17 protein-coding genes and 1 pseudogene are annotated in these 12,016 nt (G+C 38.7%); 3 read left to right on the forward strand and 15 right to left on the reverse strand.

Annotated features, from left to right (window positions below; genetic code table 11):
* Positions 1-184 precede the first annotated feature (184 nt).
* The 3 genes from QM917_RS00400 to QM917_RS00410 form a co-directional block, all read right to left on the reverse strand.
* Entirely contained in the window at positions 185-1,222 is a 1,038-nt protein-coding gene (locus QM917_RS00400; RefSeq protein WP_414284270.1) for a zinc-binding dehydrogenase, read from the reverse strand.
* Positions 1,223-1,576: a stress response transcriptional regulator NmlR gene (nmlR, locus tag QM917_RS00405; protein WP_414284272.1), complete on the reverse strand. Its 354-nt coding sequence runs from the start codon at positions 1,574-1,576 to the stop codon at positions 1,223-1,225.
* A gap of 244 nt (positions 1,577-1,820) precedes the next feature.
* Complete coding sequence (locus QM917_RS00410) at positions 1,821-2,711, reverse strand: cation diffusion facilitator family transporter (RefSeq protein ID WP_414284274.1); 891 nt, start codon at positions 2,709-2,711, stop codon at positions 1,821-1,823.
* A gap of 133 nt (positions 2,712-2,844) precedes the next feature.
* Between QM917_RS00410 and QM917_RS00415 the strand changes: the two genes are divergently transcribed.
* Positions 2,845-3,390, forward strand: a complete 546-nt coding sequence (locus QM917_RS00415; RefSeq protein ID WP_414284275.1) for a TetR/AcrR family transcriptional regulator — start codon at positions 2,845-2,847, stop codon at positions 3,388-3,390.
* A gap of 32 nt (positions 3,391-3,422) precedes the next feature.
* Entirely contained in the window at positions 3,423-3,785 is a 363-nt protein-coding gene (locus QM917_RS00420; protein ID WP_414284277.1) for a glucuronide permease, read from the forward strand.
* Positions 3,786-3,851: 66 nt separating this feature from the next.
* Here QM917_RS00420 and QM917_RS00425 read toward each other — a convergent pair whose 3' ends face one another.
* From QM917_RS00425 to QM917_RS00445, 5 genes are all read right to left on the reverse strand, one after another.
* Positions 3,852-5,372 carry an ABC transporter permease/substrate-binding protein gene (locus QM917_RS00425; RefSeq protein ID WP_414284279.1) on the reverse strand — a complete coding sequence of 507 codons (1,521 nt, stop codon included), beginning with the start codon at positions 5,370-5,372 and terminating at the stop codon, positions 3,852-3,854.
* On the reverse strand, positions 5,365-6,093 hold the full coding sequence (locus QM917_RS00430) for an ABC transporter ATP-binding protein (RefSeq protein ID WP_248035786.1): 729 nt from the start codon (positions 6,091-6,093) through the stop codon (positions 5,365-5,367). The genes QM917_RS00425 and QM917_RS00430 overlap by 8 nt, the downstream gene beginning before the upstream one ends.
* Positions 6,086-6,940, reverse strand: coding sequence for an SDR family oxidoreductase (locus QM917_RS00435; RefSeq protein ID WP_414284280.1), 855 nt, complete (start codon positions 6,938-6,940; stop codon positions 6,086-6,088). Before QM917_RS00435 ends, QM917_RS00430 begins: the two co-directional genes overlap by 8 nt.
* An 18-nt stretch (positions 6,941-6,958) precedes the next feature.
* Positions 6,959-7,408 (reverse strand): MarR family winged helix-turn-helix transcriptional regulator, encoded by a 450-nt coding sequence (locus QM917_RS00440; protein WP_414276458.1) that lies wholly within the window; start codon positions 7,406-7,408, stop codon positions 6,959-6,961.
* Between the two features lie 660 nt (positions 7,409-8,068).
* Positions 8,069-8,581 (reverse strand): GNAT family N-acetyltransferase, encoded by a 513-nt coding sequence (locus QM917_RS00445; protein ID WP_414284282.1) that lies wholly within the window; start codon positions 8,579-8,581, stop codon positions 8,069-8,071.
* Positions 8,582-8,714: 133 nt separating this feature from the next.
* On the opposite strand from QM917_RS00445, the pseudogene QM917_RS00450 reads away from it, so the two are divergent.
* A pseudogene (locus QM917_RS00450) lies at positions 8,715-8,828 on the forward strand (integrase); the annotation flags it as partial.
* A gap of 151 nt (positions 8,829-8,979) precedes the next feature.
* Here the strand turns inward: QM917_RS00450 and QM917_RS00455 are convergent.
* From QM917_RS00455 to QM917_RS00485, 7 genes are all read right to left on the reverse strand, one after another.
* The gene (locus QM917_RS00455; RefSeq protein ID WP_414284283.1) at positions 8,980-9,543 is read right to left on the reverse strand and encodes a hypothetical protein; all 564 of its coding nucleotides are present in this window, start codon (positions 9,541-9,543) and stop codon (positions 8,980-8,982) included.
* Between the two features lie 64 nt (positions 9,544-9,607).
* Positions 9,608-9,868, reverse strand: coding sequence for a hypothetical protein (locus tag QM917_RS00460; protein ID WP_281335698.1), 261 nt, complete (start codon positions 9,866-9,868; stop codon positions 9,608-9,610).
* A gap of 110 nt (positions 9,869-9,978) precedes the next feature.
* Complete coding sequence (locus tag QM917_RS00465) at positions 9,979-10,128, reverse strand: hypothetical protein (protein ID WP_414284285.1); 150 nt, start codon at positions 10,126-10,128, stop codon at positions 9,979-9,981.
* Positions 10,129-10,172: 44 nt separating this feature from the next.
* The gene (locus QM917_RS00470) at positions 10,173-10,493 is read right to left on the reverse strand and encodes a DUF6881 domain-containing protein (protein ID WP_414284287.1); all 321 of its coding nucleotides are present in this window, start codon (positions 10,491-10,493) and stop codon (positions 10,173-10,175) included.
* Positions 10,494-10,669: 176 nt separating this feature from the next.
* Positions 10,670-11,098: a hypothetical protein gene (locus QM917_RS00475; RefSeq protein WP_414284288.1), complete on the reverse strand. Its 429-nt coding sequence runs from the start codon at positions 11,096-11,098 to the stop codon at positions 10,670-10,672.
* A gap of 47 nt (positions 11,099-11,145) precedes the next feature.
* Positions 11,146-11,562 (reverse strand): hypothetical protein, encoded by a 417-nt coding sequence (locus QM917_RS00480; protein WP_414284289.1) that lies wholly within the window; start codon positions 11,560-11,562, stop codon positions 11,146-11,148.
* 65 nt (positions 11,563-11,627) lie between these two features.
* The gene (locus QM917_RS00485; RefSeq protein WP_414284291.1) at positions 11,628-11,957 is read right to left on the reverse strand and encodes an Imm70 family immunity protein; all 330 of its coding nucleotides are present in this window, start codon (positions 11,955-11,957) and stop codon (positions 11,628-11,630) included.
* Positions 11,958-12,016: the final 59 nt, after the last annotated feature.

Raw genomic sequence — 12,016 nt, forward strand, 5'->3', positions numbered from 1 at the left:
GAGATTCTCAAATCCTATTAGTTTTTTCTTTTTATACTCAATGAAAATCAAAGAGCAAACTAGGAAGCTAGCCGCAGGTTGCTCAAAGCACTGCTTTAAGGTTGTAGATAAGACTGACGATGTCAGTTACCTATATCTACGGCAAGGCGAAGCTGACGTGGTTTGAAGAGATTTTCGAAGAGTATTAATCCATCACAATCATAGACTTGATAGTCTTGCGTTCATCCATGTCTTTATAGGCTTGATCAATCTCGTCCAGAGTATAGCTATCAGTAAAGACACGACCCGGATTGATATCACCGTCAAGAACTGCTTTTAACAAAACTTGTTTATCATAAGTAGTAACTGAGGCTGCTCCACCCGCCACTGAAATATTTTGGGCAAAGGTTGAACCAAGAGCACGGTTATTGTAATGAGGAACGCCGACAAAACCTAAACGCCCGCCATTATGAAGGACACCCAGTGCTTGCTCAACAGCCGCCTCAGTACCAACACACTCAAGTGCTGCATCTGCTCCTCCTCCGAGGATTTCACGGACCTTGGCAATCCCTTCTTCACCACGCTCAGCTACAACAGCTGTCGCACCTGACTCCAAGGCCATCTTTTGACGGTCTTCGTGGCGACTCATGAGGACGATTTGCGATGCACCACGCATTTTGGCTGCGATAACCGCACATTGACCCACAGCACCATCCCCGATAACGACCACCTTGTCACCTTTTTGCACATTAGCTACACGCGCTGCATGGTAACCGGTCGGCATGACGTCAGCAAGTGTCAAAAGTGACTTGAGCATGCCTTCGCTATAATCTGAAGGTTGATCTGGAATTTTCACAAGTGCCCAATTGGCAAAGTGGAAACGGATATACTCAGCCTGGGCACCACCTGACCAGTTGGTGCCAATATGGCGGTCACAAGTCCCATCATAACCGGCACGACAGGCATCACACTGACCACAACCATGAGTGAAAGGCGCGATGACAAAGTCACCTGGTTTTACAGTAGTGATAGCCTCACCAACTTCTTCAACGATTCCAATTGCTTCGTGTCCACTATTTTTGTGACCCGCTTTAATATCTGGATTTCGGTAACTCCATAGGTCTGAACCACATACGCAAGCACGAACCACACGGATAATAACATCATCCGCCTCTTGAATGCTTGGACGCTTGATTTCCTCAATACCTACCTGACCTGCCTTGGTATAAACTGCTGATTTCATTTAAAATTTTCCTTCCTTGTAAAGTTTAATTTTGTGATTTAAGCGATTTAAAGCCACCTGTAACTGAGACAAGCGTTCCTCTAATTTTTTCTTTTCCTCTTCTAAGATACCAAGCCTTTTCTCTCTCGTTTCATCCCCCTCTTGGTAGAGCGACATATAGTCAACTAAACTGTCCACAGAGACACCTGCCGAACGAAAACACTTAATAAATTCCAGCGCCTCAATATCCTGATCTTGAAAATCACGAATCCCAGTTGCAGTACGAGTAATCGGTGGTACAAGACCAACCCGTTCATAATACCGAATCGTATCCGCTGAAATTCCCAACAAATCACTGGCTGATTTAATGTTCACCTGCTATCCTCCTCTCATTTTATTCACTGAGTTTAAGCTATTCTAACTCACTTATCTTATTATATAACTTTGAGTTGACTCTAAGTCAAGCATTTGGCATCTAATCGAAAAATTTTTATAATTAGCATTCATGTATATGGAGTTTGTACAATGCTCTTAACTTACCAATCTTTTGAAGTACTTAAATAATAAAGAAAGTTCTCTATTCCAAATAAGATAGTACCCAATCATTTTTCACTTTTTTCTAATGATGATGCTCATAACTCCTCTCCAACTCACACACCTTTCGCTTATGGGCTTGGTGAGTTTCTAGGTCTGCATCAACCTCAATGGTGATATTTTGGAAACCACAATCTTTGAGTTTGCTTCGAATGGATTCTTTACAGACCTCCATCTTTTCAATTTCTTTTAGACAAACATGGACAATGGCATTTTTTTCCAAACCATCCATGGTCCAGAGATTGAGCTGATTGATACTAGCAACGTGGTCCAGTTGCTCCAAATCACTCTTTACTCGCTGGATATCCACTCCTTCTGGCACGGCGTCCAAGAAAATCTTAAGTGTAGACCAAAAACGTGGAATAGCTTTTGAGAGAATAAAGATCGAAATAACCAGAGACAAGAGAGGATCTAGGATATACCAGTCGGTAAATCGCAGAACAATGGCCATTAGGATAACAGCCACCCAACCCAGAGTATCTTCCAGAAAGTGCAGGCTCAAAATAGACTCATTCTTGGTTTTTCCCTTACGAACCACTAGACTTGCCAATACATTGATACTAACCGCTATGATTCCTAGCCAGAGGATTCCCTCATCGTTGACAGGTTGTGAATTAAAGAGTTTCGTTATATTTTCTAAAATAACGAGAACAGACCCTGTCATTAGAATCACAGCCGTTACCATGGCCCCCAAGAGGCTAAAGCGCTTGTAACCCAAGGTGTAATGACTATCCTCTTCACGATTGGAAATTGTTTCAAGAACGGCTGATACCCCAATTGCGATTGCATCTCCCAAATCATGGACAGAGTCAGCAAGAACAGCACTGGAACCAAACACTCCACCAGCGATAAACTCGACAATGGCATAACTCAAATTTAAGAAAAAAGCTAGCCAAACCGCACCTTTCGTTGTCATTTTTTCATCCTCCTTTGGTATAATAGTAGTATAAATATTCCCTTTACTAGTATTATCTCTTACTCCGAAAAGAAAGGATAGGGGCAAACTGTTCTCTTTGTAAGTTACTGAACAATTTGTTCAAATTGTCCATATGGTTGCTCAAGATCGCCGCATTACCAAGACACGAAAAGCTATCTATACTGCTTTTTTACAATTATTGAATCAAAAAGATTACGAAACTATCACAGTTCAGGAGATTATAGACCTGGCAGATGTTGGTCGCTCCACCTTTTACAGTCACTATGAGAGTAAGGAATTACTCCTAGATGAGCTCTGCCGGTATCTCTTTCATCATCTTTTTGAACGCGAGGAAAATATATCTACAGAAGCTTATTTGTCCCATATCTTTTCGCATTTTAAGAAAAATCAAGACCACGTCACCAGCCTCCTTTTCTCAAAAAATGACTACTTCCTCCGCCAATTACAGAAAGAATTGGAACACCATGTTTATCCCATGATAGCTGAGGACTTGCAAGTTTCCTATCCTAATATTCCTGCTTCCTACCTCAAGCATTTTGTCGTAACTAACTTTATCGAAACATTGACCTGGTGGCTCAAAAAAGGGAAATCTTATAAGGAAGATCAAGTTGTGAGATTTTACTTAGACGTCATGGAAATGACAACCAAACAAAAATAAATCATCATTATTCTAGCTAGAAAGGAAATCTTATGTACTTCGTTATTATTCTTGCTATTTTTTTAGCCTTCTTACTTCTTGCTTTTCCTCTTCATCATTTATTGGCTAGCCTTTCAGAATTAAGAAAAGGCAGGAATCCCCTAGGAAATCAGCTTCTCCTTATCGGAAGTATCCTTGCTACCTTATCTATCTTCCTCTACTTCTTTGCTACCTTATCTATCTTCTGCTACTTCTTTTTGCCGATTGTCGCACTATCTATTTGGCTGATTGGCTGTGGTTTGATTTGCTACGGAGCCTATTGGAATGACAAACAGAAAGGAACCTTTAAAAAGTCTCACCATATCATCAGAATTACATTTGCTATAGTATTGACACTTATACTACTTTTATTCTAATACAAAAACCCTATCTTATCTAAAAAGCAAGATGGGTTTTTTGTTAGTATAAAGTAATTTCTATATTTATTTTTGAAGAATTCCTTCTTGAAGGAGAAAGTCCCGTGCTACTTCTTCAGCAGACTTGCCTTCCACACCAACTTGATAGTTCATCTGACTCATCTGGCTCTCAGTGATTTTACCAGCTAGCTTATTAAGAACAGCTTCCAACTCAGGATGTTTTTCGAGTAATTCAGCTTTCATGAGTGGCGCACCTTGATATGGCGGGAAAATATGTTGATCATCTTCTAAAATCATCAAGTCATAACGAGCAATTTCAGCATCTGTCGAGTAAGCATCTGTAATTTGAATGTCCCCTGACTGGATGGCTTGGTAGCGAAGGGCTGGCTCCATGGTTGCCACATTGAGATTCAATCCATAAACAGACTGCAAGCCCTTGTTTCCATCCTCACGATCGTTAAACTCCAGAGTGAATCCTGCCTTGAGCTGTCCTTCCACTTTTTTCAAGTCTGAAATCGTCTTAAGCCCATATTCTTGCGCAATTTTTTTGGGAACTGCTATAGCATAAGTATTTTGATAAGCCATGGGTTTAAGAAAGGCTAGTTGATCCTGTTTGGCAATGCCATCACGAGCCACCTCGTAAACCTTTTCTGGGTCATGCCCAATTTGTGGAGATGGTTGGAGGAGACTCTCTGTCACTGTTCCAGAAAATTCTGGATAGATATCGATATCACCCTTTTTCAGCGCTTGATAAAGGAAATCTGTCTTCCCAAAGTTAGGCTTGACCGTCACCGTCATGTCCGTATTTTCCTCAATGAGAAGCTTGTACATATTCATGAGAATCTCAGGCTCAGGTCCCAACTTCCCAGCTATTACCAGATTTTCTTTCTCTTTGTTAGGAATCATGTTTGGAGCATAACTAGCTCCCAAACCAAGCACCATAACAGCAAAAGCTGCAACAATCGTACGCAACTTTGCCTTTTCCAACCATTTGAGAACAACATTAAAGAGAATGGCCAAAATGGCTGATGAGATTGCACCGATTAAAATCAGACTAGCATTCCGACGATCAATTCCCAAAAGGATAAAGGAACCCAATCCTCCAGCACCAACAAGAGCGGCTAGAGTTGCTGTCCCAATGATCATAACGGTTGCTGTACGAACTCCCGATACAATAACAGGCATGGCCAGTGGAATTTCAAACTTCTTGAGTCGCTCCCACTTGGTCATTCCAAAAGCAATCCCTGCCTCCTCAATACTAGGATCAATGCCGTTCAAGGCTGTGATTGTATTTTCCAAAATCGGGAAAATAGCATAAATGACTAGAGCTGTGAGAGCTGGTAAGGTTCCAATCCCCATGAAAGGAATAAAGAGCCCCAGCAAAGCCATTGAAGGAATGGTCTGAAAGATACCCGCAACTTGTAGCACCCAGTTCGCAGCTTTTTTGTGGCTATTTAGATAAACCGCAAGTGGGATGGTCAGAAAAATAGCAACCAATAAGGTCAAAAGCGATAATTGTAAGTGTTGCCCAAGAGCGGTTAACCATTCCCCAAAACGCTCTTGAAAGGTTGAAATCAAATTAGACATGAAGGCTACCTCCAAATAAGTTTGCTACAAAGTCTGTCGCAGGCGCTTGTAAAATTGTTTCAGGTTCTGCCACCTGGCGAATTTCTCCATCCTGCAAAACTGCAATTCGATCCCCTAATTTCAAAGCCTCATCCGTATCATGAGTAACGAAGATGGTGGTCATCCCGAACTCCTTGTGCAAATCCTTGGTGAGAGCTTGCAACTGCTTGCGAGAGATAGCATCCAAGGCTGAAAAGGGCTCATCCATCAGCAAGATTTTTGGTTCCCCAATGATGGCTCGTACAATGCCAATCCGCTGTTGCTCACCACCAGATAACTCGCTTGGTAAACGATGAGCATAATCTGCCGCAGGAAGCCCCACTTTGGCTAAGAGTTCTTCGGTTTTAGAGGCAATTTGTTCCTTGCTCCAACCCTTCATCTCAGGAATCAATGCTATATTTTCCTCAACCGTCAAGTTAGGAAATAGGGCAATAGCTTGGAGGACATAGCCAGTACTGAGACGCAACTCCCGTTCATCATAATCCTTGATGCGTTTTCCATCCATATAGATATTGCCATCTGTCGGCTCCAAGAGTCGGTTAATCATCTTGATCATGGTGGTCTTACCAGATCCTGAAGGACCCACTAGCACCATGAATTCTCCATTTTCAATGCGGAGATTGACATCTTTTAAAATATTTTTATCCGTGTAGCGCAAGGCTACATGTTTGTATTCAATCATTTTTTTCCTCAATAAGTTTTCTATCTCTAAGAATATCCAAAAGGCTGCTTGCTGGATGCCTTAGGACTTTTTCGATATCTGTTGAAACCCCAGCCTGTTCGCCAGCTTTAATCGCTGTATAGGTGCTGACCCAGGCATCGTACTCCCAAGTTTGTGCTGACCATTTTTTCCGTGACTCATAAGCTTCTTCTACTGATTCATCTATATATGTGATGGTCTTACCGCTCTCTTTTGAGAGGAGCGATACGATTTCTTGCATAGAAAGATCCTCTGGCCCTGTCAGATTCAAGCTTTGATTTTCCCATTCCTTAGGATTTAAAAGAATCTCTGCTGCAACCCTAGATGTGTCCTTACGGGCAACAGCTGACACAAGGCCGCTGCCGGCCGGACCGCGAATTTCTCCATTTTCGAGTACCATATCAATAAAGAAATCCAAGTAAAAATTATCTCTTAGAAAAGTATAGGTGAACCCTAACTCCTTGATATAGGCTTCCGTCTGGGCATGATCTTGAGACAAGGTGAAAGTTGCCTTCTCATCTGCCCCATAAAAGGAAGTATAAACGATATGCTCTACCCCCGCTAACTTTGCAGCATCTAAAAACTCCTTGTGCTCCTTGACACGCTCTGGATTTTCCCTAGCAGAAACCATCAACAAAGTATCGATCCCCTTCAAGGCTTCAACCACCTCTGGAGTATTGGTATAGGACAATCTACGGATTTCCGCAGACGCATAAACTTTTGCACGCTCTGGGCTTCTTGCTAGATGGACAGAAGCGATTCCTTTTTTATCAACAAGATCAGCCACATAGGAGCCTAAGTTCCCTGTTACACCTGTAATTCCGATCATAACTGCTACTTCCTTTCCCTATATATCATTTTCTTTAGCTTTTAGATTTGAGATAATACGCTCTTGATAAGCTTCAAATTCTTGGATTTCTTGATCCGAAAAGCCTTGATAAAAAATCTCTCCCAGTTCTTTGCTGACACGGTCTCCGATTTCTTTTTGCGCCCAACCGAGGTCTGTCAAAGAGATATATTTTTTCCTTTTATCCTGCGTGCAAGGTTGAATCGTGACCAAGCCTTGTTCTTCCAATTTCTTAACCATACTGGTCAATGTATTATTGGCTAGACCCGTCGCAAGAGCGATATCGGTCGCTGTAGCGCACCCCAACTCTTGCTTCCACAAAATCGTTAAAATTTTCCCTTGTTCACTTCTGTATTGAGCATCTGGTTCCTTACTCAGCAACTTTTGAAAGATACGTCCATTTAACAATCGAATCTGTAGAGCTTGGTAGCCCCCTAACATCTTGTTCATTTTGTCTCCTTTTTGTTCTATACCGAACCTTTTTAATAATTGTAACACTCTGAATTACATCTGTCAACTATTTCGATATGGAAGTAATAAAAAACTTCCTACCAAAAAGTAGAAAGTCATCATTTTTATAAAATTAAACATGAATCACATCTGAATCATTCCTCTTAAAGAAACTACTATGGACCAGATAAGGACCATACTTAGAATTTTGACTAGAAACCAAACATAAAGGAATGATAAAAATTTTTATAAAATATAGTAAACAAAAGAATAAGAAAAGACTAAAACTAAGATTCCTTAATTCAAAAAAATAAAGACAAAAGAAAATTAAAGCATTTAATAGAATATTAAATCCCCTAGCAAAACTAGCTGATAAGATATTCGTCTTGATCTGAGGATTAAAAAGTTTGACAAGAAACAAGGCTAATAAAGAGATATTATAGATACAAATTGGCTTGTAATCATGACGATAGGGAACTAAAAACAAGAACAAAGAATGCTATAGTGGATTGAACTTAGAGTAGTACAATATAGATTCTAAAACATTTTTAGCAGTCTTGATGTACTGTTCTAGATTCATTCTACTATATTTTCCGTATAAAAGTAGACAAATGTCTACTAGGAATGTTGAGTTTTGGCAAACGACTGGGAATGATGATGCTATAGATTCCTTATCTCAAATACTGCCGTATGAATCCACTCGTTATTCATTTGAAAGTCATTTTCTATGATTTTACTAAAGGTAAAACCGTTTTTTAAAAGCACTCTCTGAGAAGCCAGATTGTCCCTTGCCGTCCCTGCGATAATCTTATGTAAACCATAAGTAGTAAAGGCCTTTTCTAAAACGAGTTTAACTGCTTCGCTTGCATATCCTAAATTAGTAACATTTTCTCCAATCCTATATCCAAGTTCCGCTGTTTTTCTATCCTTTCCTAAAACACTTAAATTGATTCTTCCAACCATAGTACCTTGTGCATCTCTAATAAGATGCATATAGACATAATGATTCTCTTGTTCCCTTAACAATTCCCTTGTAATTTCTTTAAAACCTTCTGAGTCAAAATAGTGGGCTGGTCTAGGAGGTAAACTTCGCTCAAAATACTCCCGATTTTCTTTTTCAAAAGAATAAACATCTATGCTATTTTCTTCAGATATCAACTCTAAACTTATCATTCTAAACCATTTCCTATCATTCTCTAAACTCAAATTTACTCATGTTCACACAAAGTGACATTTAAAGAGATATCTTAATTTTTTCATATCGTATCTACATTATAACACCACATACTATGAAGAAAATAATCTCCATCAAGGTCCTCATAAATTCCAACATCTTGCTAAACAGGCTGGAACTCCTATGGAAGCTATTTCGGAGGCACTAACACACAGCGATTCAGGCACAACTCGAATTTATGTCAATGCTCCTGGCAGAACAAATGCATCGCTTATCCTAGCATTTAGTCACCGCTCAAACTTTAACTTGACATCTAGAAATTCCAATCATGGGTTTAGCATATTTCAAAGTAAGATGAAGTTTTCAAGGGTCCGACCAGTTATCTTTGTAAAAACATTTAATAAAAGTCACTCGTCCAGAAGGGTACTTGCTTATATTCTTTTAAAGACTGAGAAAGTTTCCTATTTCCAAATTCAATCTCAAAATAATCGTATAAGTCTTTGCCATAATAAATAATATCTAAATCCACTACTGATAAAATCGGCATCTCCTGATTCTCATAACTAGGGAGAAAACGATGCCCATATAAGGGGATTAGTCGAGGTGCTGCTTCTAACATTTTCCTGATTTGAATATTTCTGTCCAAGAGTGTAGTTGGCTCGCTCCCCCAAGAGGCATCCCACACCAGTTCATCCAAACTTTCCAAAATTCCATCATAGGGAGCAACTAGGCTCCGTTTTATATGTTCTATATTTTCAGCTGAGAAATTTCTCCAGTTATAAAAACCTTCTGAAATAGGCAACAATTGTTGATAAACTGCCAGCCACTGCTCAGGAAATTCAATTCCATAGATTGTCTCGACTTTTTGTATTTCTTCATCACTTAGACCTGGTTCCAAAGAAATGCCATTCTCGAGCAATAGCGTCTTAATCCTATCGATTTTCAAAAGATCTCCAACCATTTCCTCTCCTCCTATTCACTCCCTATTTTATGGAGATTAGAGCACATGTCACTTCTTAGCTAAACTAAAATGACTTCAAAAAATCAACCAACCCATCATGTAATTGTATATTCTCATTTAAAACTTCCTTGCTCTCTTTATCAGATAGCTCCAAGTTCATATTACGATAGCCATCCAACAATTCCATCGTCAAAACCAAAGTATCATAACTGACATTAAAGAGCAGTTCTTCTTTAGTTAAATCACTTTGATGGAGATTCATATTTACAGCTTGTTCCTGGATGATTTTTAGTTCTTGTAAAAATATTGCTTGCTGATCTGTCATACTTCATCTAGTCTTTCTATTTTTATTATGGGTATGTTGAACTTCCTTATCGCATAAGCTGGAGATTCAAGTTATCAAATTTTTCTCTTTGACAAATGAAGATTGTTTCTTTATAAGATAAATTTCCTGAATAATTCTGGAATTTCACCTTCTTGTGTCAATAAAGTCTTTACAGCAAAATCAACCCTACCATCGGAAACTAAATCCTTTAATGATTGTGGATAGGAAAAGAAAGAATGCTTAAATGTAATATCTGACATGAATGTTCCCCCTTGTTACTATTGAAAAAAACAGCAAATACTTGTTACCTTTCTGCCCATCTAGCTAATTTGATACAATAATCCTCGATTAAAGCTTCTGTGTCATACATTTTTAGAATGTTTTCAAAATCTATCGCTGATATTTCAGACACATCAAACTCACCTGTAGCATTTATTGCATCAAAATCACTTGGGTATGGAGCTTCTCCCAACTCCAAAGGTGTCCGATTATCAAAATAAGCTACGTGTCCATCAAGAAATATATCTAATCGTTTTGTTTCAAATCGTTCTGCATCTATTTCTGAGTACATGGTTATTGGAAAATCATCATTCGTATGATTCCAAATTGTTTTATAATACAACATCTAATCCCCCTAATTCCCTAGCTATCTATCCAATCTAAATCTTCTTTCTTTAGATACCGCCCATATCATAAGCTAGGCAAGTCTTTCGTTCAATCTACTCAGTGATGACATTATCCACTAAGAAAACTGCAATCCCCCATTTCTATGTGGCATTAGTAACAGTAAACTGTACAAGGTCATCCATAAAATTCAATTTCCCAAGCAGTACTATCGTATATTTCCAATCTTACTTGCAAAGCTTCTGTACCTTTTTCTATAGTTTCAAATTCAATAGGACTTGTAGAGGAAACAACTATTAAATTATTTATATCCTCTATTCCCTTTGAAAATTTTAAAAGTCCAGCCCAACTCATCTGATAGCCATATTTTGAATTTAAGACTAAATCTTCAAATTCTGGCATAGGCAGATTATTTGGAGCTTTTCCTACAGCATCACATTCAAAGATATACCAATCTTCACTATTAGATGGTATTTGGGAAAGAATTTCAAAAAAAGTCAGCTTTTGATTATCCTTTGACAATTGTCCACTTATTTTCAACTCGTATTCTCCAAATTTTCTGTGATAAGGTCCATCTACAATTCTCTCATCTGTCACACGGTCCAAAACACAGTTTACTAAGACTTGTTCCGATAGCTACTTTTAAAGCAGGTTTAATGGCTCCCACCTACTAGGCTAGTCAACCAATCATCATAAAATTGTTTCTGTTCTGCGACACTGACACAGTTTAAGTTTGGTTTATCTTGGTCAAAAATCTCATAAACATTGTTTAAACTAGCTTGTTTTCCCATTTCCAAGAAATAGGCTTTTTCTCCACCAAAATTCATCTGCATCGGAGAAGGAAATACACACTTGTCAGCTCCATTGCATTGGAGAATCCCGCCTTCCTTTTCCAAATCCAGACGATAATTCGTAAGCGCCTCAAAGAAAGAGTCGGCTTCATAGCGTTCAAAACCCGAATCTCTATCAACATCAAGAATACATAATTCTTCGCTATCTCGAATAAAAATCTGACACGTTTCTATTCGATTCTCATCCTTATAATAAATTGGCAATAAAACGACTCTCATTTCCCACCTCTACTGATTTTATGTAAAATCTTTTACTTTAAATTTTTCTATTTCAAACATCCATCTCATAATTTTGTTCTGCACAAGCAAGAAAACCTACCAAATAGAAAGCTCAACACTTTCCCCACAGAACTTGCAGGTTCAAAGCCACAAACATTATCATAAGACGATAATTTGCTAAACTCTATACGAATACTCTGTAGTTCGAGTAGACAATTCTTTAAATAATATACTGAAAATCTCCCCTGATACAATTCATTCATAAGGATTGGATAAGGACTACCCCAATTTGAATTTTCAAGACGTATAAAGACAGTCGAAAAAAAGGAATTCAAAATCCAATTGTCTAATAGAACAAGCCAACCTTTAAGGCAAGTGACATCGTAATCCCCCATAAATTTATTCCAACAGAAAATCTCTTATTCTAAGCTATAGTTGATTGAAATAAGATGTG

Origin of the sequence: Streptococcus infantis (genome assembly GCF_047460685.1) — a bacterium.
Classification (GTDB): Bacteria; Bacillota; Bacilli; order Lactobacillales; family Streptococcaceae; genus Streptococcus; species Streptococcus infantis_AD.

Bases quoted from the DNA above. Each gene is read 5' to 3' on its own strand.
- QM917_RS00400 (WP_414284270.1), bottom strand. From the start codon at position 1,222: ATGAAATCAGCAGTTTATACCAAGGCAGGTCAGGTAGGTATTGAGGAA.
- QM917_RS00410 (WP_414284274.1), bottom strand. From the start codon at position 2,711: ATGACAACGAAAGGTGCGGTTTGGCTAGCTTTTTTCTTAAATTTGAGT.
- QM917_RS00415 (WP_414284275.1), top strand. From the start codon at position 2,845: ATGGTTGCTCAAGATCGCCGCATTACCAAGACACGAAAAGCTATCTAT.
- QM917_RS00420 (WP_414284277.1), top strand. From the start codon at position 3,423: ATGTACTTCGTTATTATTCTTGCTATTTTTTTAGCCTTCTTACTTCTT.
- QM917_RS00425 (WP_414284279.1), bottom strand. From the start codon at position 5,372: ATGTCTAATTTGATTTCAACCTTTCAAGAGCGTTTTGGGGAATGGTTA.
- QM917_RS00430 (WP_248035786.1), bottom strand. From the start codon at position 6,093: ATGATTGAATACAAACATGTAGCCTTGCGCTACACGGATAAAAATATT.
- QM917_RS00435 (WP_414284280.1), bottom strand. From the start codon at position 6,940: ATGATCGGAATTACAGGTGTAACAGGGAACTTAGGCTCCTATGTGGCT.
- QM917_RS00440 (WP_414276458.1), bottom strand. From the start codon at position 7,408: ATGAACAAGATGTTAGGGGGCTACCAAGCTCTACAGATTCGATTGTTA.
- QM917_RS00445 (WP_414284282.1), bottom strand. From the start codon at position 8,581: ATGATAAGTTTAGAGTTGATATCTGAAGAAAATAGCATAGATGTTTAT.
- QM917_RS00455 (WP_414284283.1), bottom strand. From the start codon at position 9,543: ATGGTTGGAGATCTTTTGAAAATCGATAGGATTAAGACGCTATTGCTC.
- QM917_RS00460 (WP_281335698.1), bottom strand. From the start codon at position 9,868: ATGACAGATCAGCAAGCAATATTTTTACAAGAACTAAAAATCATCCAG.
- QM917_RS00465 (WP_414284285.1), bottom strand. From the start codon at position 10,128: ATGTCAGATATTACATTTAAGCATTCTTTCTTTTCCTATCCACAATCA.
- QM917_RS00470 (WP_414284287.1), bottom strand. From the start codon at position 10,493: ATGTTGTATTATAAAACAATTTGGAATCATACGAATGATGATTTTCCA.
- QM917_RS00480 (WP_414284289.1), bottom strand. From the start codon at position 11,562: ATGAGAGTCGTTTTATTGCCAATTTATTATAAGGATGAGAATCGAATA.
- QM917_RS00485 (WP_414284291.1), bottom strand. From the start codon at position 11,957: ATGGGGGATTACGATGTCACTTGCCTTAAAGGTTGGCTTGTTCTATTA.